The organism is Marinobacter mobilis (genome assembly GCF_900106945.1).
GTDB lineage: Bacteria > Pseudomonadota > Gammaproteobacteria > Pseudomonadales > Oleiphilaceae > Marinobacter > Marinobacter mobilis.
Window position 1 is genome coordinate 13,851 of sequence record NZ_FNNE01000015.1, and the last position, 23,955, is coordinate 37,805.

The window sequence follows — 23,955 nt, forward strand, 5'->3', positions numbered from 1 at the left end:
CGGATAGGCTCTTACTTATCCTGGTCTAGAGCCGATCCAACGGTTTGGCTGTCGCCAAGTACGGCCGCGTTAGCGACCGGGATGGCCTGAGCGGTGACGTTGCCTATGACCTCGGCGATCATCTCAGCAAATGCCTGCGAGGTATTGGAACCATTCGGACAGACACTGTCATTCGGGTTGGCCGGCGTGGCTGGCGCTATGAACGTGGTGTGGTTGGCGTCTGAGCATGGGTTGCCGCCAAAGAAGAATGAACTTGCGTTGGCAACAGGTGCCACCGGAACCGGATTGCTAGCAGTGATCAGGTCGCCACTGGTCAGCGGATCTACACCCGCACCCAGGTTGATCAGAGCCATCAGCGGCTCAGTGCCAGCCAGAGGCGCTGACAAGGCTTGGCCCAAGGGGGCGACATTGGCTTCGTTGGGCACCGTCAAGTCGCCAACAACCTCTGAAACCAGCAGGCTCGTTGCTCCTTCGGTGGCAATGCTGTTGCCCAACCACTTGGCGTAAGACACCGGATCACCACTATCCATGGCTGACTGCCATACGTAGAGGAACGTCTCCAGGGCAGAAGAACCTTGGGTAACGCCTGCTGCAGCCAGGCCACCCAGGATCACTGGCGAGAAGCCAGGAGAGTTTTCGCCTAGCTTGGCTAGCTGGCTGCCGCTGTTTACCAGCGAGATTGAACTGAAGTCTGGGTAAAACGCAGCCATGCCAATGGCGCCATACGCAGCGCGTAAGGTGGCATCTTCTGCCAGAGCGGTAAACGGCGTGCCGGAAATGCCACCCAGAGAATGCCCAACAAAGTGGAACTTGGCGCCTTGCAGTGAGGTGGCTGAATAGTCTGTGCCAGTGCCGTCAATGTCCAACGCTCCGCTGGCAACCGTTGCGGACAGGTTCATCAAGTCGATGATGGCTTGGCGCAGGTTGTCTCGGCTGGTGGTCAGGCTGGCCAGGTTGATTGACAGGCTGCCGGAGCTGACGTTGGTGATGTCAGATTCCTGCTGCGGTGTCAGGGTGCCTGGAATGGCGGTGTAATTGAAATGACGTTCACCTACGAAGTCAGCATTCGGGAAGTCGGCTGCATCGATATAGCTGCCGCCAGGGGTCAGGCCTGAGATTTTACCGACGGTGCCGTCCCCCAGGCCATGAAGCGGTTGGTCCATGGCAATGGTTACTACGCACTTTCCGCCAGCCAGAGTTTGGGCCGTCAGGTTGATGGCGGGAATGGTCGCCACACTTCGATCGGCGGTAATGCCGTGTTGGAAGACGACCACGTCAGTGATACCCGCAGCGCCATCGATACAGGCACCGCCTGTGGCTACTGGGTCCGGGTAGAACACGGTGAACGGCACAGCAACCTTGGCGTTCTCTTCCGGGAACGGCATGTATTGGGTGACATTGAACGTACCGTCGTTATCCCGCGGGAACGCAAAATTGGACAGCGTTGGGTTGGCGCCCCTGAGTGCGTCAATCGTAGCGTTCATAGTCGTTTCGGCACTGGTGCTGCCTCGCCACATGCCATCAACCAGTCCCGAGCCATCGCTGCCTGGCAGTTCGAGGTAGTAAGGCAGTTCAATGGCGCCCTCAGATACTTTAACGGCGTCGCCAGCGGCAATCAGGGGGGCATTCCCGGAACCGGCAATGGCGGCCATATCCGATGCATTCTTGATCGTCGCATCATAGACCGCAGTCGCGCGTGGCTGCGGGAAAGGAATATCGCCCGCTTGCAGTGCGGAACCAACGATGGTCTGAACCAGTGAAGGATCAGCAATGTAAGGGCCGACTGCCGCGCCAACCTTCTGTGCCAGCTCCGTGTTTTGTGGCGCAGCGCTCAGCGCATCGGCCAGGGCAGCAAATACGGTAGACGCCGTGGTACCGGCAGGCATATTGTCCTTGACCACCTGCAACGCTGAGTAAAGCACCACTTCCTGGCCAAGTTGGGTCAGGTAGGTGGCCGGAGACGTCATGGCACTCATGACGGTCTTGGTGTTGGACGTCGTCAACGTATAAGCCAGGGTGATGTTATTGCTGATACTGTTCGCCGCGAGCCAACCTTGTCCCAGCTGGACACTGGCCTGAAGCAGATCCCGAATGCTTTGGAGAGAACCGCTGCCCAGTGGGCCATCGCCGGACATTTGTTCGTACGCGATTGACTGAGATGTAGGCTGACCGTCAGCACCAGTCACAGTATCAGTCACCAGCACGAGATACTTGGTCTGATCCTCAAGGGGTTCAAGAGGTGTGATTCGGATTGTGTTGTTAGAACCACCATCCAGGGAAACAACTTCTACACGCACGTTCTGTACTGCGAACTTTGCCAGATCGAAGGGGTCGGCGCTGTTAATGTACGCAGGATTGCCTGTCAGCTCTACATCGGGTGTATTGGCTGAAACCGGGAGCATGTTCAACGGTAACAGGAATACCGACTGATTGAGTAAAACCGTGTCAGGGTTAAGGGTTCCATCAAAACGAAGATCGATTTGCCCAGACGTTGAGAATCCAGCCATGTCCGCAATCGTCTTAGAGGCTGGGTCGGAGCCTGACGTGAATCCTGTAAAGTCGAAGTTGGGGCTCTGGCCGGCTCCCAATAGCAGAATCAGGTCAAAGTTCGCCGGGACAGTGAATTCTGGCGACGTAATGAAGGGGTTAAAGATCGGTCGAACAATGCTTTGGTCGATTGTCGTATCGTTGATCTTATAGTCCGGATTCGCATTAGCACCTGACTGGGCATCGTCTAAGCAGCCCGTAAGCCCAAGGGTAGACGCCACGGCAAGACTCAATAGGGTTTTCTTGAACATGGGTGGAACCTTTTCCTGTTGTTGTGTCGTTATATTCGGCAACTGACGGGGCCGGTGAGTCCCGGTAAGCCCTTTGCCAGTGGCCGCTGCTGTCTGGTTGTTGTGTCAGCAATCTCTGCCACTTTTTATGCCACCATGACTATATCTAAAGTCATTGGATACTGTTGATCGCTCTAAAGTGTGATTCTGGCGTGAGGAGGAGTGATCCGCTGTGATGCAGCCCTCACCAGGAACCGTTTTCGTCTACTTGAAAATAGTTCCGGTCGGGAAGATTGTCGAGCCGGTGGTTTGAAACCGTCGGCCCGACCCTGTTGGGGGCTCAGCTGAAGCTTGAGTAATCCGGTGTGCGTTTTTCCATGAAGGCCTTGAAGGCTTCGGCGGCTTCCGGGGATTTCAGGCGTTCAGCAAACAGTGCGCCTTCGGTCTTGAGGGTGTCGAGCAGCTCGTCTTTGGGAACCCGGTTGAGCAAGGCTTTGGTGGCACGAATTGCCGCAGGTGCCTGGCTGATGATCTGCTGGCAGAACTGACGTGCGGTGGCTTCGGTTTCGACAGGCTCACAGACCCGGTTGATCAGCCCCAGACGATTTGCGTCGTCGGCACTGAAGGTGCCACCGAGCATCAGCAGCTCCGCTGCCCGAACCCGGCCGATCCAGGTGGGCAACAGCAAGCTGGAGCCGCCTTCAGGACACAGACCGAGATTGGCGAAGGGCATCTGGAAACGGGTGTTGGTGCCCGCACACACAAAATCACAATGCAGCAGCATGGTGGTACCGATACCTACAGCAGGGCCGTTGACCGAGGCCGCGACCGGTTTGCTGGCTGTCGCGAGCAGCATCAGGAATCGGCCGACCGGTGTTTCTTCAAACGCGCCCGGCAGGCCCTTGGCGAAATCACTCAAGTCGTTGCCCGCGGTGAAGCAGTCGTCGGAGCCGGTAAACAGCACGCAGCGGATATCCGCGTCTTCTTCTGCCTGCACCAGGGCATCGCCCATGGCCGTGTACATGTCATGGGTCAGCGCATTCTTGCGATCCAGCCGGTTCAGGCGAACCACCAAGAGGTGTTGTTGTTTTTCGGTGAGCACGTGATTGGTCACGGGTATCTCCTGCTATTGGTCTCCGGGTGGATTTAACCTTAAACGAGCGTTTGAATGCAAAGAGCATAGCTAACTATCTTGATTCTTTGGGTCATTGCCGACGTCGTCCGACTCGTCTGGATGGGGGTACGGGCCCTGCGGGGGGGAGCTTCGCCGATGGTCGTGTGCGTGGCTCTGTATAAAGAAGGGTCTGGCTGGTAAACTTGGTGCCCGATTTTTCCGGACGGCCTGCCAACGACGGTGCCTGTCCCAGCCTACGCAAAGCAACATTACCTGATGAGACGCCTATGACCACCGTAATCCGCCAGGACGACCTGATTGAGAGCGTAGCGGACGCGCTGCAGTACATCTCTTACTACCACCCCAAAGATTTTATCCAGGCTGTGTATGAGGCCTATCAGAAGGAAGAGTCCCAGGCGGCGAAAGATGCCATGGCTCAGATTCTGATCAATTCGCGGATGTGTGCCATGGGTCACCGTCCGATCTGTCAGGACACAGGGATCGTGACGGTGTTCGTCAATGTGGGCATGGATGTGCAGTGGGACTGCGATATGCCGCTGGATGATGTGATCAACGAAGGCGTTCGTCGCGCTTACACCCATCCGGACAATGTACTGCGTGCTTCCGTACTGGAAGATCCGGACGGCGCCCGTCGTAATACCAAGGACAACACGCCTGCCATCATCCACTACAAGCTGGTTCCCGGCGACAAGGTCGATGTTCACGTCGCGGCCAAGGGCGGTGGTTCTGAAGCCAAGTCCAAGTTCGCCATGCTGAACCCGTCCGACTCCATTGTTGACTGGGTGCTGAAGATGGTGCCGCAAATGGGTGCTGGCTGGTGTCCGCCAGGCATGCTGGGCATCGGTATCGGCGGCACCGCCGAGAAGGCGATGGAGCTGGCGAAGGAAGCGTTGCTGGATCCGATTGATATTCACGATCTGAAGGAACGTGGCGCGTCAAACCGTTCCGAGGAACTCCGTCTGGAGTTGTTTGAGAAGGTTAACGAGCTGGGCATTGGTGCCCAGGGGCTGGGCGGTCTGACCACGGTGCTGGACGTCAAGGTGAAAGATTACCCGACCCACGCGGCCAACAAGCCGGTGGCGATCATCCCGAACTGTGCTGCTACCCGCCACGCTCACTTTGTGCTGGATGGCACTGGCCCGTCCCTGCAGACCCCGCCGAGCCTGGAAGACTGGCCTGAAATTACCTGGGAAGTGGGTGAAAACGTGCGCCGGGTAAACCTGGACACAGTGACCCCGGAAGACGTCAAGGACTGGCAGCCGGGAGAGACCGTTCTGCTGTCTGGCAAGATGCTTACGGGCCGTGACGCGGCCCATAAGAAGATGGTCGATATGCTTGCCAACGGTGAAGAGCTGCCGGTGGACCTGAAAGGCCGCTTCATTTACTACGTGGGCCCGGTGGATCCTGTTCGTGAAGAAGTGGTTGGCCCCGCTGGCCCGACGACCGCAACCCGCATGGACAAGTTCACCCGTACCATGCTGGAGAAAACCGGTTTGACTGGCATGATCGGCAAGGCTGAGCGCGGTCAGGTTGCCATCGACGCGATCAAGGAGTTTGGTGCGGTGTACCTGATGGCGGTGGGTGGTTCTGCCTACCTGGTCTCCAAAGCCATCAAGCACGCCGAAGTGGTTGCTTTCCCTGAACTGGGGATGGAAGCCATCTACGAGTTTGAGGTGGAAGACATGCCAGTCACCGTGGCGGTAGATTCCAAGGGGACCTCCGTGCACCAGACCGGACCGGTTGAATGGCACGAGAAGATCATTGCTGCCAAAGCGGTTTGATCAGCGTCAGGGACAGATTTAATGTCTGTCTCTGAACAATCAAAAAAGGGGTCAGAACTCAGGTTCTGACCCCTTTTTTTCTGCGGGTTTAGCTGGGCAGGAATTCCTTGCCCCAACCCAGGCCGGCAATTTTCCGTTCGATCATGGAATCGATCTCCGCTGGGGTATAACCCACGCTACTTAGCACTTCGCGAGTGGAGTGACCAAACCGCTCGGTGGGGCGGAAGGCACGGACCTGCGCCTCGCTCGGGCGGATGGAGTAATGGTCAACCTGCGTGATGCAGTGGCCGCTGGGGTGGTCCCGGTAGATCGAGAAGGCAAAGCTGCCCTGGTCTGTTCCGGGGGTTCCATCGGCTTCGCGGCTGTAGGTCTCACGCAGACTTTCGATGGCCATGGGCACGGCCGCAGCAATGTCTGCGCTCTGCAGCTTCTGGGCCCAATAGTCCGCTGGCGCTTTGCTCAGGGCCAGGGTCAGGAACTGACTGACGTCGTCGGCAGCAGAAATCCCTGCCAAGCCTTCCACCTGCTCCAGCTTGTTCAGATCGTCGAGGCTGGAGTCGAGATAGATCCAGCCGTCCCCGGTTGGGTAGAAGTGAGAGAGCTCGTGATTGCCAAGCGCCTCGCGGCCTGACGGCTCATTGAATGGCGCCCGGCCGGCATAATCAAAGGCGAATGGGGCTTGAGCAAGGTTTGTTACGGCAGAGAGTGACGTTCTGGCACGGGAAACGACACCGGTTTTCTGTTTCCGGTAGAGCGCCACTGCCATGCCCAGACCTGCAGCAAAACCGCAGTTCACGTCCAGGGTCCCCAGGTGAGCGTGCTCCTCCGGCGTCGTCGGACCGCCGAAACGGCTCATAATGCCACTGTTGGCCTGAATGATATCGTCATAGCCGATGTAATCGGTCTTGGGGCCGCGGCGTGGTCCGCCGAGGCAGTCCAGACGGCAGAACAGTACACCGGGGTGAACTGCCTGAAGTGACTCATGATCCAGTCCCAGGGGTTTCATTTGCCGTTCAGGCGCATTGATAACCACGATGTCCACCGAGCGAACCAGGCGATTAAAGGCTTCCCGGCCCTCATAGGTGGTGATATCGACCAGAGCGCTTCGCTTGCTGACGCCAGTCTGGAAGGTGAAAAGCGTGCCGATCAGCGGATCGTAGAGCGGTGTTACCGGATCCAGTTTGATGACCTCTGCACCAAAGCGGCTGAGGAACGCGGTGGAGTGCGGGCCTGCAATAACGTTGGTCAGGTCGAGTATGCGTACGCCGTCCAGCCAGCCCTTGCCGCTTGCCGGTTTGATGTGGTTTCCGGTCGGCCGGGTGACGGTTTCTTCCGCGGCGACTTTGTTGAGCTCCGCCAGGGCCTCTGCAAAGGTCACGTTTTTGCGGGCGCGTGGGGTTAGCATGTTGTCTGCCAGGTCTTCCAGCCAGGCAATGGGGCCGCCCTGCTTCATTAGTCCGTACTCCGGGTCGTCGACTTCCACAATCAGGCCTGCGGCATTGGTGTGTTCGTCATTAACCCACTCCTGAGTGGTGCGATGGGGCGCGCCGGGAATCTGGCCTTCACCGAACAGCTTGCCCCATTCGTCGGAGGTGCGGGTAAGGAATGCTTTTTTCATCTTGGCTGAAATAATGTCGGCCCACTTCTTTGGCAGAGGGTAAACACCAATCGAGGTTTCGCCGTCCCACTCGGCAATGGGCATGTGCAGGTCTTTGACGTCCGGCAGTCCTTTCGCCATCAGTTCGTCATAGATGCCCAGCAGTTTCAGGGCACGTTTGGCGTGGTTGCGGTGGGACGGGCATACGCAATAGAACATGCGGCCATCGGCGCACTCATAAGTTCGATAGAACGGGTCCAGATACTCCTGCAAGTCGTCGTAGCTCAGATCCATGGTGATGTTGTTGGCTTTACGGTGCTCGATTTCCTCTTCCCGCAGGGTCTTGTAACGCTCGGGCAGCCCGTCGATAACGTAGGAGTTGTAGGAGAGCCCCTCCATCAGGGCGGCGGCGACAGGCACTTCGATGCTGTCGCCACGACCGGTCTTCTCCCGCTCGAGCAGGCTGAGCACCACAGAGCTGGCGGCCAGCGATACCGCATAGGAGGAGCCTAGAGGCAGAGGCGAAAAGCTGGGGTTCACCCCCATCAGCACCCGGTTGAAGCCCATGTCGGTAAAGGCACCACAGGTTGCTGCCACAACGGCTTCCGTGGCTTTCCATTCCTTCCGCAGGTCGTCATTGCTGGCGAAGCCCGGCACCGACAGGGTGATCAGTTCCGGCCGGGCGGAGCGCAGATTGTCGAAATCAATCCCCAGCTTCTTCATCACCCCGGGGCGGAAGCTTTCGATCACCACGTCGGCTTTGTCGATCAGCGCCAGGGCCTGGGAACGACCGGCCTCGGCTTTGAGGTCCAGACGAATACAGCTCTTATTGCGATTGAGTACCGCGTTGGCCGGATGGTCCCACTGAGGGCCTTCCGGTGGATCAATGTGCACGACAGTGGCGCCGAAATCCGCAAGAACCATCGCCACGGCCGGGCCGGCAATCTGCTGGCCGAAGTCGACGACACGTACTCCTGCTAACGGAAGTTGGGTTTTGTTGTTCATAGCTGTTTGTCCTTCCTGTTTCTGGTCCCAACGCTGGCGGTACCGAGCTTTGGTTTGCGAGTGTCTTGGTCAGGTCGAGTGCGAGGACTCGATTGCCGCCATGGTAGGACCAGAAAAGGCCGGCGAACCAGCAATAAAAAATGACCCTTAGACCCCATTTTTTTTATGGCTGGAGCGGGGACGGGAGCCATAAAAAAACTTTGGTCTAAGGGGTGCTTTTTATTGATTCAATTCCGAACTTTTTTCTGTTGTAAATAGTGGCACTTCGATTCTGGCAGCCAAGCAGGCTGGATAGCTCTCTGGACAGAGCCCATAACAACAAAATGATGAGGACGGAGTATGAGCAACAACTACAACAATATCGTTGTGCCGGTGGACCCAGCCCACGAAAGTTCGTGGCGCGAGGCTCTGCCAATGGCGATTGATTTAGCCTTGCAACATCAGGCAACCCTTCACCTGGTGACGGTGGTTCCGGACGCAGACGTGCCCGCCATCGCGGTTCACCTTCCAAAAGGTCTTGATCAGAGAATCCGGCAAAAGGGTCGGGATGATCTGGAAACTCTCCTGGAGCGGGAAGTGCCGAAGTCGGTAACGGCCGCCATCGCTGTCGGTCAGGGCCGGATTGACAAGCAGATCCTGCGCCTTGCCCGTGAGGCAGATGCGGATCTGATCGTCATGGCCTCCCATCGCCCCAAAGCGACCGATTACCTGATCAGCGCCAATGCTGCCTATGTAACGCGCCACGCCAAGTGTTCCGTCTTGGTTGTGCGTGAGAACCAGGGGAACGTGAAATGAATAACAATAAACTGATGCAAAGAGAGTCCGGTCTGCTGGCTGGTACCAATCCTGTTATGGCAGTGGGATCCGGGCTGCTGGTGCTGGCCTTCGTACTGTTTACCGTCATTGATCCGGACTACGCCAACGGCGTGTATTCGGCCATCAAAAACTTCATTGCAGCCGATCTCGGCTGGTACTACATCGGGTTCATGAGCTTCGTGCTGTTCCTGGTGGTTTGGCTGGTGTTCAGCCGTTACGGCGATATTCGCCTGGGCAAAGACACGGACCGGCCGGAATTCAGTAACTTTTCCTGGTTCTCCATGCTATTTGGCGCCGGCATCGGCATCGGCATCCTGTTCTGGAGTATCGCTGAGCCGATCTACCACTTTCAGAGCAACCCGCTGATTTCGGAAAGCCAGCAAATGACGGTTGAGGCCGCTCAGGTTGCCATGCGCATCGCCATTTTCCATTGGGGATTGCACGGCTGGGCTCTGTTCGGGCTGGCAGGGTTGGCGCTGGCGTACTTCTCTTACCGCAAGGGCTTGCCGCTGTCGATCCGATCCAGTCTCTACCCGATCTTCGGCGAACGGATCTACGGGCCAATCGGCCACGTGGCCGACCTGCTGGCCGTGTTTGGCACGGTGTTTGGCATCGCAACCTCTCTGGGCCTTGGAGCCCAGCAAATGAATACCGGGCTCAACTACCTGATGGGGATTGAGGTATCCACCGGTACCCAGATTGTACTGATCGCGATCATTTCGGTGATTTCTACCGTGTCGGTAATGACCGGTCTGAACAAAGGCATTCGCCTGCTCAGCGAACTGAACATGCGTCTGACCATGTTGATTCTGGGCCTGTTCATTGTGGTCGGGCCAACGGCCTATGTTCTGGGAGCTCTCGTCACCAACCTGGGGGATTATCTGGTGCACGCTGTGGAGTTGGGCTTCTGGGTAGACCCGGATCCTGAAGGCCAGTGGCAGGGCTGGTGGACTATCTTCTATTGGGGCTGGTGGATTGCCTGGGCACCGTTCTGCGGCATCTTCATTGCCCGTATTTCCAAAGGACGCACCATTCGTGAATTTATTCTCGGTGTACTGGTCGCTCCGACTCTGCTGGCGGCTATCTGGATCACCGTATTCGGCAATGCTGCGATGTACCTGGAATTGTTCGGCAACGGAGGCGTTGTTGAGGCGGTGAACAACGACACCACCATGGCACTGTTTGCCACCATCGAGCTGATGACTGAGAGCCATTTCATGGTGATCGCCATGGCCAGTATCTGCACCATCATGCTGGTGACTTACTTTGTAACCTCCGCAGACTCCGCCACCCTGGTGATTTGTACCCTGATCTCCATGGGTAATGAACATCCGCTGGCACGGTATCGGGTGTTCTGGGGTGCCGCGATTGGCGCTGTGGCTGCGGTATTGCTGCTGGCGGGCGGACTGAAAGCACTGCAAACCGCCTCTGTGGTTGCCGCTTTGCCGTTCTCATTCATCCTGATTATGGCGATCTATGGACTGTTTAAGTCGCTGCGGGAGGAGGTGTTGCCAGAAAAGGCTCGCGGCTTTTCGCGACTGACGGCGAGAGAGACCGGGGCGAAGGCCGAAGCGGTTGCCGGAAACCTCTAATTTCAGATCGCCACGTTAATTTCAAACTACGAACTGAGGAGTGAACATGTCTACCCAAGTGATTCTCCCGCGTGTCATGCAAATCGGCGAGGGGGCTTCCAGCCAGCTTCCCGCCATCCTGGCGAGTCTGGAGTGCAGGCGTCCACTGATCATCACCGACAAGATGATGGTGGAGCTGGGATACGCTGGCACGATCCAGCGAACCCTGGCCGACCAGGACCTGATGGCCGATGTCTTCGACGACACGGTGCCAGAGCCCACGATTGCTTCAATCCAGGCAGGCGTGGATAAGGTTCGCAACGGTAACTATGACTGCATCGTTGCCCTGGGCGGCGGCAGTCCGATCGACAGTGCCAAGGCTATTGGCATCCTCGGCAAGTTCGGCGGCGAAATGCGGGACTACAAGTTCCCCCGGATGGTCGATCAGGTTGGCCTGCCGATCATTGCCATACCCACCACGGCGGGTACGGGCTCGGAGGTCACCCGGTTCACCATTATCACCGACGAAACCAACGACGAGAAAATGCTGTGTGTGGGCATCGGCTTTATGCCGGTGGCGGCCCTGGTGGACTACAACCTGACCTTGAGCCTGCCCAAGCGGATTACCGCAGATACCGGAATCGATGCGTTGACCCACGCCATTGAAGCCTACGTCAGCCGCAAGGCCAGCCCCTACAGTGACAGTCAGGCGTTATCGGCCATGCGGCTGATTGGACCGAACCTGCGGCGGGCTTACCACAACGGCGCAGACAAGGAGGCCCGTGAGGCCATGATGCTGGGCTCAACTCTGGCAGGAATCGCGTTTTCTAATGCCTCGGTCGCTATGGTGCATGGCATGAGCCGGCCCATAGGTGCGGCCTTCCACGTACCCCATGGGCTTTCCAATGCGATGTTGTTGCCCGCGGTCACCGAGTTCTCCATCCCTGCCGCCGCCGATCGTTATGCAGACTGTGCCCGGGCCATCGGCGTGGCTGAACAGCGTGACAGCACTGACGAGGCCAACCGCAAGTTGCTGGAGGAGTTGAATGCGCTGAACGACGAACTTGAGGTGCCAACGCCAGAACTGTTTGGTATCGACCGCAGCGAATACTTCGAACTGATGCCGACCATGGCCGAACAGGCCCTGCAATCGGGGTCGCCGGGTAACAACCCGCGGGTACCCAGCGCTGAGGAAATCATCGCGATCTACCAGAAGCTCTGGTAGTCCGGACTCAAACCACGAACACCACTTAACAACAAACTGCCGTCCCAGACGAGCAACCCTGAAATCGAGGAACCTGAACATGAATACTATTGGGCACCTGATCAATGGTCAGATCATCACCGAAGGTGAGCGCCGCCAACCCGTTTACAACCCGTCGACCGGCGACACCTCCCGGGAAGTGATCCTGGCGTCTAAGGCTACGGTGGAAGACGCTATCGCAGCCGCCCAGGCTGCCTATCCGGAATGGCGGGCAACACCGCCGATCAAGCGTGCTCGCATCATGTTCCGTTTCAAGGAATTGCTTGAGCAGAACGCTGATCGTATCTGCGACATGATTGGTGAGGAACACGGCAAAATCCGTCACGATGCCATGGGGGAGCTCCAGCGTGGCATCGAGAATGTGGAATATGCCTGCGGAGCGCCTGAGCTTCTCAAAGGTGAGCATAGCCGTAACGTTGGCCCTAATATCGATGCCTGGAGTGAGTTTCAGCCACTGGGTGTGGTAGCGGGCATCACTCCGTTTAACTTCCCGGCCATGGTACCGCTGTGGATGTATCCGATGGCGCTGGTCTGCGGCAACTGTTTTGTGCTCAAGCCTTCCGAGCGTGATCCGAGTTCCACCCTGTTCATTGCTCAGCTGTTGCAGGAAGCCGGTTTGCCGGATGGCGTTATGAACGTGGTCAACGGCGATAAGGAAGCCGTGGACACCCTGCTGGTAGACCCTAGGATTCAGGCTGTGAGTTTCGTCGGGTCGACTCCCATTGCCGAGTACATCTACAGCACGGCGAGTGCTCATGGCAAGCGTTGTCAGGCTCTGGGTGGCGCCAAGAACCACGCCATCGTCATGCCGGACGCCGATATGGACAACGCGGTAAACCAGCTGCTGGGAGCGGCTTTCGGCTCGTCCGGTGAGCGTTGCATGGCGTTGTCTGTTGCTGTTGCTGTCGGCGACGCAGCGGGTGACGCTTTGGTGTCAAAGATGGCAGAAGCCATGCAGTCCCTGAAAGTCGGTGCCTATTGCGAAGCCAGTAATGACTTTGGTCCTGTGATCACCCGTCAGCACCAGGAAAAAGTGGTGGGTTACATCAACAGTGCCGAAGAGCAGGGGGCCACCATTGTCGTGGATGGCCGCAACCCTCAGGTGGCGGGTTACGAAGACGGCTTCTTTGTCGGCGGCACGCTGATCGATAACGTCACACCGGACATGATCAGCTACCGCGAGGAGATCTTTGGGCCGGTACTTCAGGTGGTCCGGGTCAACTCTATGGAAGACGCCATGACCCTGATCAACGACCATGAATATGGCAACGGAACCTGCATTTTCACCCGGGATGGTGAAGCTGCCCGCTACTTCACCGATCATATCCAGGTCGGTATGGTCGGGATCAATGTTCCGCTGCCGGTGCCAGTGGCTTACCACAGCTTTGGCGGTTGGAAGCGCTCGCTGTTCGGTGACCTGCACGCCTATGGTCCGGACTCGGTAAGGTTCTACACCCGTCGCAAGGCGATTACGCAGCGCTGGCCCTCTGCCGGTGTGCGGGAAGGTGTCGAGTTTTCCATGCCCACCATGAAGTAATTCCCGGTTCCCCTTAAGCCAGACCGACAGTACGGTCTATTGGCGACGCCCTTGTGGTGTCGCCTTTTTTTTGTCCATACACCCAAGGCCGTCTGGTGTTGTGCTTTGAGTTCAATGAAAATTGGGTAAAGACGAATAACAACAGAGCACGAAAATATGAAGAAAAAGCTCCCGCCGCTGAATTGGTTGAGGTCGTTCGAGGCGACTGCGCGTCATCTGAATTTCACCCAGGCTGCCGGCGAGCTGAATCTGACACAGGCCGCGATCAGTCAGCAGGTAAAGGGGCTGGAGTCTCAGTTGGGGGCGACACTGTTCAAACGTTTGCCCCGCGGCCTTGAGCTTACCGACGCTGGCAAAGCTTACCTACCTGTCGTGCATGAATGCATACGGCGGCTTGCTACCGCGACTGATGAAATCTTTGGTCAAAGCAAGGCTCGCTTGCTCACTGTGCGCTGCAACCTGGTGTTTTTTACGGCATGGCTGGCGCCCCGTTTGCACCGTTTCCAGCGCCTATATCCTGAGGTTGGCATTCGCTTCACCAGTAATATCTGGATTGAAGATGATGGGAAGGAATCCGATATGGAAATCCGTTACGGTAAGGGCACTTGGCCCGGACTGGAGGCCGACCGACTGACGTGGGATAAACTTTTCCCGGTTTGCAGCCCTCGCCTGGCGGGTGGTATGGCGCCCCCCGAATCTCCGGAGCAACTGTCCGAATACACTCTGCTGCATGTGATTGGTTACGAAGAGGGATGGGGGTACTGGTTGGATCAGGCCGGCTTTGCCAATGTACGATCCGGGCATGAGATGCAGTTCGACACCCTGATTTCTGCTCTGGAGATGGCCCGTCAGGGTGGCGGCATTGCCCTCGGGAGATCCTCGTTGGTCGGGGGTATGATCGATTCCGGTGAGTTGATAACGCCGTTTGAATTCTCCGTGGACACGTCGGAAGCCTTCCACCTCGTGCGGCCGGCGTTTAAATACATCCATCCCCATGCGGAGTTATTCCGGTCCTGGATCATGGATGAGGCCAGCCAGAACCGAGGCTCGTGAGAAGGCCGGGGGCTATCCCGGTCGTTCCTCACTCGCTCAATTCAGGACGAACAACTGATATTCAGGTGCTTGCCCCAGTCCGGCGGCAGCGCCGCGTAGGCCTCATTTTCCGGCTGTTCCTCAAATGGCCGTTTCAAGACTTCCAGTAAACGGTGCATTGGCTCGTAGTCGCCGTTCTGGGCTTCCTGAATCACCTGTTGAGCCAGATAGTTCCTCAGCACATATTTCGGGTTGGCTGCACACATGGCCGCCTCCCGTTCTTCGTCAGAACGGGTCTCCTTCGCCAGGCGTGTCCGGTATTGGGCCAGCCAGGCATCGGCCAGCCTGCGGTCGACAAAGAGGTCTCGCACCGGCGCCTCGCCATGGGACGACAGTGTGGACAAGCCGCGGAAGAAGAGCGTGAAGTCGATCTTGCCTTCATGGAGCAGGTTGAACGTCGCCATGATCAGTTCTACATCGTCGTGCTGTTCATTGGCCAGACCGAGCTTGGCGCGGAGCAGGCGGGGGAACCAGTCGTTGTACGTCAGTTCGTACTGCCGCAGCGCCCGCCGAACGTCGTCTTCATTCATCACCGGGGCGAGGGCGCGGGCCAGGTACTGGCAGTTGATAAAGCCGATCTGGGGCTGTCGGTTGTAGGCATAACGCCCGCCCTGATCGGTGTGGTTACAAATGTGCCCGGCGTCGAAATCGTCCAGGAAGGCGTAGGGGCCGTAATCGAAGGTGTCGCCAATGATCGACATGTTGTCGCTGTTCATGACCCCATGGCAAAACCCGACGGCCTGCCACTGAGCAATCAGACGGGCGGTGCGGGACACCACCTCTTCCAGCCACAGGCGGTAGCGGTCCTGCTCGGGCTGTGCCAGTAATTCGGGGAAGTGCAGTTCGATGGTGTGGTCAATCAGCGCTTTCAGGCCGGCTTCGTCGTCGTGGTAGGCCGCGTACTCGAAATGCCCGAAGCGGATGTGGCTCTGGGCAACCCGCACCAGCGTGGCGGCGGTTTCAACGCCTTCTCGTTGCACAGGATCCTTGGCGCTGACCATGAACAGGGCCCGGGTGGTGGGAATGCCCAGGGCTGCCATGGCCTCGCTGCACAGGTATTCACGGATGGTGGATCGTAACACAGCACGGCCATCACCAAAGCGGGAGTAGGGGGTCATGCCTGCACCCTTGAGGTGCCAGTCCCAGCGACGTTGGTCCGGGCCAATGGTTTCCCAGAGCAGTAAACCACGGCCATCCCCCAGGTCGGGGTTATACATGCCAAACTGGTGGCCGGTGTACTTCATGGCAACCGGATCCATCCCTTCCAGTAATTCGGTGCCGGCCCCGATGGCGGTCCAGTCGTCGGGATTATCGCTATGAATGCCCATGTCTTTGGCAAGGTCGTGATTGAAGCACACCATGCGGGCGCCTTTCAGTGGCGTCGGTTGCACCCGGCTATAGAAGTTGGAAGGCAGTTCCAGATAACGGTGCTCAATTCGAAAACGGTCGGTGGACATACGGTTGGACCAGGTTACCTATCAATGTCGAATGGAGGCCCTGGGTTTCGCAATCGGGCCGATAAGTGCCAGTGTCTCAGACCGTTAACGGCGAGACAAATGGCGGTGCCTTGCAGGGGGGGCGGCCAAGCGCAGGGGGTATCTGGTATGAAACCTGCAACTTCCGAGACAACAAGCTTCGCAAAGACGCCTATGATGGTATGAGCCACTAGCACTTAGTAAGGGAGCCAACCGGTGCGTGACCAGGACCTCAATCAACTGATCGACTCTCTCATTCAGCAGGAACACCTGCCTGCCGATTACCGGCAGACCGCAAAGCGTGTTGTTCTGCCCCTCGCGCAGGACTTGTCTGAACGTGCCTGCGCGGCCGGGCAGCCATTGCTGGTGGGCATCAATGGGGCGCAGGGTACCGGGAAATCAACGCTGTCGCTGTTCCTGAAAACTCTGTTGACGGAAGTCTTTGGCTGCCCGAGTGCCTGCGTTTCCCTGGACGATATTTACCTTACTCTGGCCGAGCGTGAGCATCTTGCAGAGACGGTCCACCCGCTGCTGAAAACCCGGGGTGTGCCGGGGACCCATGATCTCGTTCTGGGGCAGCAGGTCATTGATCAGCTCAAAACCGTCAGCGAGGGTGAACACGTCGCCATTCCGGCCTTCGACAAGGCCAGTGACGACCGCTTTTCCCATAGCCGATGGCCTGTGCTGGAAGGTCCGGTCAAGGTCATTTTGCTGGAGGGCTGGTGTCTCGGTGCCCGGCACGAACCCGACGTCGGCACTCTCGAGGCTCCAATCAATGAACTGGAGCGGGACGAGGATCGGGACGGCGCATGGCGTCGCTATGTCAATCAGCGACTGGCCACGGATTACCGGGAATTTTTCGATCAGCTGGACTGCCTGATCATGCTCAAGGCGCCGTCCATGGAGTGTGTTCTTAAGTGGCGCACGCTCCAGGAGCACAAGCTCGCACAACAACGGACTGTCGCACCAAATGAGTGCGGCTCAGCGGCAGCCATGCCCTCACGCATTATGTCTGATGAACAGGTCAGGCGCTTCATCATGCATTACGAGCGTATTACACGGGCAACCCTGTCTGAGATGCCCGCCCGGGCCGATGTCCTGATCAACGTTGACGAAGCCCATGGTCTGGCGATGCCTGTTTTTTCGGAGCTCGCATGAGTAAGCCTCGGTTGCTGGTCTTTACCGACCTTGATGGCACGTTGCTGGATCATGAAAGCTACAGCTGGCAAGCCGCAGAGCCGGCTTTGGCGTGCTTGAAGGCGGCGGGTATCCCGCTGGTGATCAACTCCAGCAAGACGGCGGCGGAAATTGCCGAGCTTAGGACACAGCTGGGAAATGACGCGCCATACATTGTTGAAAATGGTGCAGCGGTGGTGATTCCGGAGAACTATTTTGGCGCTGGTTGCGAACGGTTGGTGTCTTTTGGTGCGAATCATGCAGAGGTCATCAAAACGCTGATGCAGTTGCGCAGCCAAGGCTACGCGTTTTGTGGATTTAGCGACATGACGGTAGACGAGTTGGCTGAACTCACCGGGCTGAGCTGCCAGATGGCCGTGCTGGCCAAGCAGCGAAGCGGTACCGAACCGCTGCTCTGGCAGGACACGGAGGAACGCCTGCAGGCTTTCAGGGGCCTTCTGGAATCGGCGGGGCTGCGGATGATCGCAGGGGGCCGCTTCCATCATGTGATGGGGACTTTTGATAAGGCTGATGGCGTGCGCTGGCTGAGCGAGCGGTTCCAGCAATGTTGCCCGACCAGCCGGTGGGTGACGGTGGCGCTGGGGGATGGGCCGAACGACCGGGACATGCTGGCCGCAGTGGATTGCCCGGTGATTGTCCGTGGTGTGCGATCCGATGAAATAGAGTTACCCGCCGGCAAGCCGGTGCTGCGTTCAACGCAGCGGGGCCCGGCGGGCTGGAATGAATGTGTGATTCAGCTCCTCAGGGAGCATGGTTATCAGGGCGTTTTGTAGAGGCTCTACCGGCACCTCAGGGTGCCTCCCAGAAGAACCCCTTACGGAGGATTTCCATGGGTGATTTTTACCAGAACGGCATCGTAACAACACTCCACAACTTGTGCCGCCGGCCAGTGGAGGAACTTGAGGAAGAGCTGATCGGGTTCAGCAAGACCCGGCCCATGGCGCTGGTGTTGCCCTGTCTTTACTCTGAGCTGGAAGGTCCAGCGCTGAAGAATATCGTGACAGAACTGGCGAAGGTGCCGTATCTGGAGCAGATTGTCATCGGACTGGACCGGGCCAACGAAGAGCAGTATCGCCACGCGATGGCGTACTTTTCCGAACTGCCGCAGCACGTGCGGGTACTGTGGAACGACGGCCCTCGGCTCAGGCAGATTGACCTGAAACTGCGGGAGCAGGGGCTGGCTCCGACCGAAATGGGCAAGGGCCGTAATGTCTGGTACTGCTTTGGCTATGTGCTGGCCTGTGATCGCACGGAATCCGTGGCCCTGCATGACTGTGACATTCTGACCTATTCCCGTGACCTGGTCGCCCGGCTGATTTACCCGGTGGCCAACCCGAATTTCAACTACATGTTCTGTAAGGGCTACTACGCTCGCGTTGCCGATGGAAAAATGAACGGCCGGGTCAGCCGTTTGCTGGTGACGCCGCTGATACGGGCGTTGAAGAAGGTGTGCGGCCCCAGTGATTTTCTCGATTACCTCGACAGCTACCGCTACCCGTTGGCCGGTGAGTTTTCCCTGCGTACCGATGTGATCAATGATCTGCGCATTCCCAGCGACTGGGGGCTGGAAGTGGGGGTGCTCTCAGAAATGAAACGCAACTATTCCACCAACCGCCTTTGCCAGGTGGACATCGCCGACGTGTACGACCATAAGCATCAGGATCTGTCGGAATTTGATTCCAGCCGCGGTCTCTCAAAGATGAGTACCGATATCAGCAAAGCGGTGTTTCGTAAGCTGGCGACCAATGGCGAAGTGTTCTCCCAGGAAAAGTTCCGCACCATCAAGGCGACCTACTACCGCATAGCTCTCGATTTCATCGAGACCTACCAGAACGATGCCATCATCAATGGACTGACCCTGGATCGTCACAAGGAGGAGAAGGCGGTGGAGCTGTTTGCCCAGAACATCATGAGCGCGGGCGCCTATTTCCTGGAAAATCCTATGGATACACCCTTCATTCCGAGCTGGAACAGAGTCACCAGTGCGCTGCCCGATCTGATGGCCGAACTCAAGGACGCGGTGGAAATCGACAATCAGGAATATCAGCCAACCTGAGAGATTTCCCAGACGATGATGCCATTCTTGGCTATGGAAACCGGGAGGTGACCTGAGATGGGACAGGGTTTGCAGTCCAGACTGATGGGCATGTTGGACGTGGTCTATCCGGACCTGGATAGCGGCTTTTTGGCGGACCAGCTGATTCAGGCGATGGGATTGACGGCAGACACACCGGCGCCACCTGACCACACCAACAACTGGTCTGAATCGGACACACTGCTGATCACTTACGCTGACTCGATCCAGCGTAGTGACGAGAAACCGCTGGTCACCTTGCGGCGGTTTCTTCACGAGCAGTTCGGGGGCACCCTCTCTGCGGTGCATATCCTGCCGTTTTTTCCGTACAGTTCTGACGATGGCTTCTCGGTGATGGATTACCTGGCGGTGAATGAATCTCACGGGTCCTGGCGGGATATTGAAGCCATTGCCCGGGAGTTCCGGTTGATGGCAGACCTGGTGATCAACCACATGTCGGCCCGCAGCCGCTGGTTCGAAAACTTCAGAAAGCGGGTGGATCCGGGGCAGGACTATTTTTATGAGGCCGCCCCGGACACGGATACCCGTTTGGTGGTTCGGCCCCGTACTTCGCCACTGCTCACACCGGTGCAGACCGAGGATGGCGAGCGTTATGTCTGGTGTACCTTCAGTGAAGACCAGGTCGACCTTAATTTCAGGAACCCGAAGGTGTTGCTGGAATTTGTCGGGATCATACGGTACTACCTGGAGCGTGGGGTACAGTGGTTCCGAATGGACGCGGTGGCGTTCCTGTGGAAAGAGGCGGGCACGTCCTGCATTCACCTTCAGCAGACCCACGAGCTGATCAAGATCCTGCGGGTACTGATCGAGCATCACACGCCGGATGCCGTGGTGATTACGGAAACCAACGTACCTAACCGGGAGAATCTGACCTATTTCGGCAACGCCAACGAAGCCCATGTTATCTATAACTTCTCGTTACCGCCGCTGCTGATCAACACCCTGGTGACGGGTAACTGCCGGCACCTGAAAACCTGGCTGATGAGTATGCCGCCAGCCCAGATCGGCACCACCTACCTGAATTTCATTGCTTCCCATGACGGTATCGGCATGCGTCCGACGGACGGGCTGCTGACCGAGGACGAAAAACAGACCCTGATTTCGACCATGGAACACTTTGGCGGCAAGGTGTCCTATCGTCAGACCAGCGGAGATGGGCAGCAGGCCTATGAAATCAACATCGCGCTCTATGACGCGCTGAAAGGCACCGAGGATAAGGGGCCGGACAAGTGGCAGCTGCAACGGTTCATCTGTGCCCACGCCATCATGCTCGCCCTGGAGGGTATCCCGGCATTCTATATCCATAGCATGATCGGTACAGAGAATGACTATGACCGGATGGAGCACACGGGCCGTTTGCGTTCGATTAACCGGGCCCAATGGAACATTGAGGACCTGGAAGCCCGGCTGGCGGATCCCCTGAGTCATCACAGTAAGGTCTGTGGGGAGTTGAAACGGCTGATTGGCATTCGTCGCAAGCAGCCGGCGTTTCATCCCAATGCCACCCAGTTCACCTTGCACCTTGGCTTACAGGTGTTTGGTTTCTGGCGCCAGAGCGTGCGGCGGGATCAATCCATTTTCTGTATCTACAACATCACCGATGAGGTGCGGCAAGTGGCGCTCAGCGACATTAACCTGATTGGCACCGACTGCTGGGTGGACCTTGTTTCGGGGTTGAAGATTGACGATCTCTCCGGGGAAATTACCCTCAAGCCCTACCAGAGTGTCTGGCTTTCAAACCGTGAATGAGGGAGCATAGCGCGCCATGAGCGCTTCCTCCCGACCCAGAATCCTGCTTCTCTCCGGTTACGACGTTTGCAGCCACCGTCGCTGGCGGGAACAGTTGGTCGCCAGTCAGCCTGAGTTTGACTGGCAGGTCCTGTCGTTGCCGCCTCGTCACTTTCGCTGGCGGATACGGGGCAACGCCCTGAGCTGGCTTGATGAACCGTTACTGCGGGATCACTGGGATTTACTGGTGGTCACCTCAATGGTGGATCTGGCGACACTCAAGGGGTTTCAGCCACAACTGGCGGCGGTCCCAACCCTGCTTTACATGCACGAAAACCAGTTTGCCTATCCGGTGTCGGCACAGCAGCACAGTAGCATCGATCCGCAACTGGTCAATCTTTACAGCGCCATAGCGGCTAATCGCGTGGCCTTCAACAGTGAATGGAATCGCCGCAGTTTTCTGGATTCCGTTGCTGCCTTGCTCAACAAACTGCCGGATGCCATGCCGGTGGATCTTGTTGAACGACTCCGTGCAAAGTCACGGGTTCTCCCGGTGCCTATTGATGATTCGCTGTTTGTTGATCGCACCACGCCATTGAAACGGCAGCAACCCCACCTGTTATGGAATCACCGCTGGGAATACGACAAGGGGCCAGACCGGCTGTTTAACCTGTTAGAGCAGCTTGTTCGCCGCAAACAGCCCTTTCGCTTGAGCGTCGTGGGGGAGCAGTTTCGGGCCCGGCCGGCGTCCTTCAATGCCGTTCAAGACGCTTTTTCCGAGCAGATTGAGCACTGGGGCTATCTGGACAGTGTGGCCGATTACCACCGCTTGCTGGCCAGTGCCGATGTGGTAGTGTCGACGGCGGTACATGATTTTCAGGGCCTTGCGATGCTGGAAGCCATGGCGTCGGGCTGTCTGGCGCTGGCGCCTGAGCGGCTGGCATACCCGGAGTATGTTCCCCCAGCTCAATGCTATCCCGATCTTGAGGCCGATCCTGAGACCGAGGCCAGGGCGGCTGCCGAGGCTCTGGTTGCAATGTTGAGAGCCAATGAGCAACCGGAGCCTCCAGAAGCGTGGCGCCTGTCACAGCTTGGCCCGCAATACCGTGAGCTGTTGTGGGAGATGCTTGCTAAAGGGTTTTAATCAATCGGTCGATCGCTATAATCAATCGCGGCTCAGGAAGAGCCCACACTCACAAGACGTCTCTTCAAGGATTGAAGATATGCCCGAGGCTCCCGCTTCCCCTCGTCCCCCGTCCGTGGGGCTGCAGTTTACTGTCCGTATAGGCGACCTGCCCGCCGACCTGTTGGCTGTCGTTGGTTTTGAATTCAGCGAGGCTCTGTCCTGTCTGTTCCGCGGCAAGCTGGCGTTGGCCAGTCCCGATCCTGCTTTAGGCCAGGCATCGGGCTCTGATGGGGAACAGGTTTCAAATCCGTCCCCCTCCCTGGATCAGATTCTCGAGCAACCGGTCGAACTCGCCATCTGGCAGGATGGCCAGCTGCTGCGTCGTTTTTCAGGCGTCGTCTCCGAATTCGCCCGCGGTGACAGCGGCCACCGCCGCACCTGTTACGAGGTGGTCGTAGAGCCGCCTTTGTGGCGCCTCGGGCTGATGCACAACAGCCGCATCTTCCAGACCCAGACCCCGGACGCGATTCTCAAAACCCTGCTGGAAGAGCGCGGCATCGTCGACACCGTGTTCGACCTCAAACGTTCGGCTCCGGAGCGGGAATACTGCGTTCAGCATCGGGAAAGCGATCTGGCCTTCCTCCAGCGCCTGGCCGCCGAAGAAGGCTGGCACTACCGTTTTGACCTCGACGCCGACAACCCGCCCCTGGTGATTTCGGACCATCACGGCGACGCCGTCACCCTGCCGCAGGCCACCTGCAACGCCACCGCCGGTGGTAGCACCCGGCAACCGGCGGTATTCCAGTTCAGCTACCGCGAACGGGTCCGCGCCGCGTCGGTGGTGATGAAAGACTACACCTTCAGGAACCCTGCCTACGCGCTGATGCACGAGAGCAACGCCGCCGGTATGGATCACCAGCGGGAGGATTACCAGCACTACGATTACCCTGGCCGCTTCAAGAATGACGCCCGTGGCCGCGCCTTCACCCAGGCCAAACTGGAGGCCCTGCGCAACGACGCCAGCGTGGCCAGTGGCCGCAGCAACCGCCCTGATTTTGCCGCTGGCGCCAGGCTGCCCCTGAGCAGCCACACCCAGGACGACCTCAACCGCGACTGGCTGATCACCCGGGTCGTCCACACCGGCAAACAGCCCCAGGCTTTGGAAGAGGCGGGGGGCAGCGAGCCAACCACCTACCACAATGCCTTCGAGGCCATTCCCGCGGATCGCAACTGGCGGCCACAGGGACTGGATCGACCGCTGATGGACGGCCCCCAGATCGCCCTCGTCACCGGCCCGGCCGGCGAAGAAATCCACTGCGACGAACACGGCCGGGTCAAAGTCCGCTTCCCCTGGGACCGCTACAGCCAGAATGACGAACACTCCAGTGCCTGGCTCAGAGTCAGCCAGGGCTGGGCCGGAGGGCAGTATGGCTTTATGGCGTTGCCACGGATCGGCCACGAAGTCATCGTCAGCTTTCTCGACGGTGACCCGGACCAGCCCATCATCACCGGTCGCACCTACCACGCCACCAACACGCCGCCCTATGCGTTGCCGGAGCACAAAACCCGAACGGTGCTGAAAACCCAGACCCACAAGGGCGAGGGCAGCAACGAGCTGCGGTTTGAAGACGAAGCCAATCAGGAACAGATCTACCTCCACGCCCAGAAAGACCTGGACCTGCTCACTGAAAATGATCGCACCGAGGTGGTCAAACACGACAGCCACCTGACGGTGGAGAACGAACGGATCAGCCACATC

16 protein-coding genes are annotated in these 23,955 nt (G+C 58.0%); 12 read left to right on the top strand and 4 right to left on the bottom strand.

The annotated features are described in order from the left end of the window. Positions 1 to 11: 11 nt before the first annotated feature. Both BLV11_RS17675 and BLV11_RS17680 read right to left on the bottom strand, forming a co-directional pair. Entirely contained in the window at positions 12 to 2,507 is a 2,496-nt protein-coding gene (locus BLV11_RS17675) for an MECDP-synthase (protein ID WP_245726070.1), read from the bottom strand. A 610-nt stretch (positions 2,508 to 3,117) separates the two neighbouring features. Continuing rightward, a complete protein-coding gene (locus tag BLV11_RS17680) occupies positions 3,118 to 3,891 on the bottom strand; it encodes an enoyl-CoA hydratase (RefSeq protein ID WP_091817695.1) in 774 nt (257 codons plus the stop codon). A gap of 287 nt (positions 3,892 to 4,178) precedes the next feature. Here BLV11_RS17680 and BLV11_RS17685 point away from each other — a divergent pair, with 287 nt between their 5' ends. Next, a complete protein-coding gene (locus BLV11_RS17685; RefSeq protein ID WP_091817698.1) occupies positions 4,179 to 5,693 on the top strand; it encodes a fumarate hydratase in 1,515 nt (504 codons plus the stop codon). A gap of 88 nt (positions 5,694 to 5,781) precedes the next feature. Here the strand turns inward: BLV11_RS17685 and BLV11_RS17690 are convergent, their stop codons facing one another. Further along, the gene (locus BLV11_RS17690) at positions 5,782 to 8,295 is read right to left on the bottom strand and encodes a CoA transferase (protein ID WP_091817701.1); all 2,514 of its coding nucleotides are present in this window, start codon (positions 8,293 to 8,295) and stop codon (positions 5,782 to 5,784) included. A gap of 339 nt (positions 8,296 to 8,634) precedes the next feature. Here BLV11_RS17690 and BLV11_RS17695 point away from each other — a divergent pair, with 339 nt between their 5' ends. The 5 genes from BLV11_RS17695 (at position 8,635) to BLV11_RS17715 (ending at position 14,536) form a co-directional block, all read left to right on the top strand. Next, entirely contained in the window at positions 8,635 to 9,090 is a 456-nt protein-coding gene (locus BLV11_RS17695) for a universal stress protein (RefSeq protein WP_091817704.1), read from the top strand. Beyond that, the gene (locus BLV11_RS17700; RefSeq protein WP_175528379.1) at positions 9,087 to 10,703 is read left to right on the top strand and encodes a BCCT family transporter; all 1,617 of its coding nucleotides are present in this window, start codon (positions 9,087 to 9,089) and stop codon (positions 10,701 to 10,703) included. The genes BLV11_RS17695 and BLV11_RS17700 overlap by 4 nt, the downstream gene beginning before the upstream one ends. A gap of 46 nt (positions 10,704 to 10,749) precedes the next feature. Beyond that, positions 10,750 to 11,907, top strand: a complete 1,158-nt coding sequence (locus BLV11_RS17705; RefSeq protein WP_091817707.1) for an iron-containing alcohol dehydrogenase — start codon at positions 10,750 to 10,752, stop codon at positions 11,905 to 11,907. Between the two features lie 79 nt (positions 11,908 to 11,986). Continuing rightward, positions 11,987 to 13,483 (top strand): CoA-acylating methylmalonate-semialdehyde dehydrogenase, encoded by a 1,497-nt coding sequence (locus BLV11_RS17710; RefSeq protein WP_091817710.1) that lies wholly within the window; start codon positions 11,987 to 11,989, stop codon positions 13,481 to 13,483. Between the two features lie 156 nt (positions 13,484 to 13,639). Beyond that, positions 13,640 to 14,536 (top strand): LysR substrate-binding domain-containing protein, encoded by an 897-nt coding sequence (locus tag BLV11_RS17715; protein ID WP_091817713.1) that lies wholly within the window; start codon positions 13,640 to 13,642, stop codon positions 14,534 to 14,536. A gap of 41 nt (positions 14,537 to 14,577) precedes the next feature. Here BLV11_RS17715 and BLV11_RS17720 read toward each other — a convergent pair whose 3' ends face one another. Further along, a complete protein-coding gene (locus tag BLV11_RS17720; RefSeq protein WP_091817716.1) occupies positions 14,578 to 16,032 on the bottom strand; it encodes a protein adenylyltransferase SelO in 1,455 nt (484 codons plus the stop codon). A gap of 234 nt (positions 16,033 to 16,266) precedes the next feature. Here BLV11_RS17720 and BLV11_RS17725 point away from each other — a divergent pair, with 234 nt between their 5' ends. The 6 genes from BLV11_RS17725 to BLV11_RS17750 form a co-directional block, all read left to right on the top strand. Next, on the top strand, positions 16,267 to 17,208 hold the full coding sequence (locus BLV11_RS17725; protein ID WP_091817719.1) for a hypothetical protein: 942 nt from the start codon (positions 16,267 to 16,269) through the stop codon (positions 17,206 to 17,208). Beyond that, positions 17,205 to 18,020 (top strand): HAD-IIB family hydrolase, encoded by an 816-nt coding sequence (locus BLV11_RS17730; protein ID WP_091817722.1) that lies wholly within the window; start codon positions 17,205 to 17,207, stop codon positions 18,018 to 18,020. The genes BLV11_RS17725 and BLV11_RS17730 overlap by 4 nt, the downstream gene beginning before the upstream one ends. A gap of 56 nt (positions 18,021 to 18,076) precedes the next feature. Next, positions 18,077 to 19,303, top strand: coding sequence for a glycosyltransferase family protein (locus BLV11_RS17735; RefSeq protein ID WP_091817725.1), 1,227 nt, complete (start codon positions 18,077 to 18,079; stop codon positions 19,301 to 19,303). A 57-nt stretch (positions 19,304 to 19,360) separates the two neighbouring features. Next, the gene (locus BLV11_RS17740) at positions 19,361 to 21,091 is read left to right on the top strand and encodes a sugar phosphorylase (protein ID WP_091817730.1); all 1,731 of its coding nucleotides are present in this window, start codon (positions 19,361 to 19,363) and stop codon (positions 21,089 to 21,091) included. 16 nt (positions 21,092 to 21,107) lie between these two features. Beyond that, positions 21,108 to 22,214, top strand: a complete 1,107-nt coding sequence (locus BLV11_RS17745) for a tRNA-queuosine alpha-mannosyltransferase domain-containing protein (protein ID WP_091817732.1) — start codon at positions 21,108 to 21,110, stop codon at positions 22,212 to 22,214. Positions 22,215 to 22,293: 79 nt separating this feature from the next. Next, positions 22,294 to 23,955, top strand: a 1,662-nt coding sequence (locus BLV11_RS17750) for a type VI secretion system Vgr family protein (RefSeq protein WP_091811342.1), incomplete at its 3' end; no start/stop codon positions are given.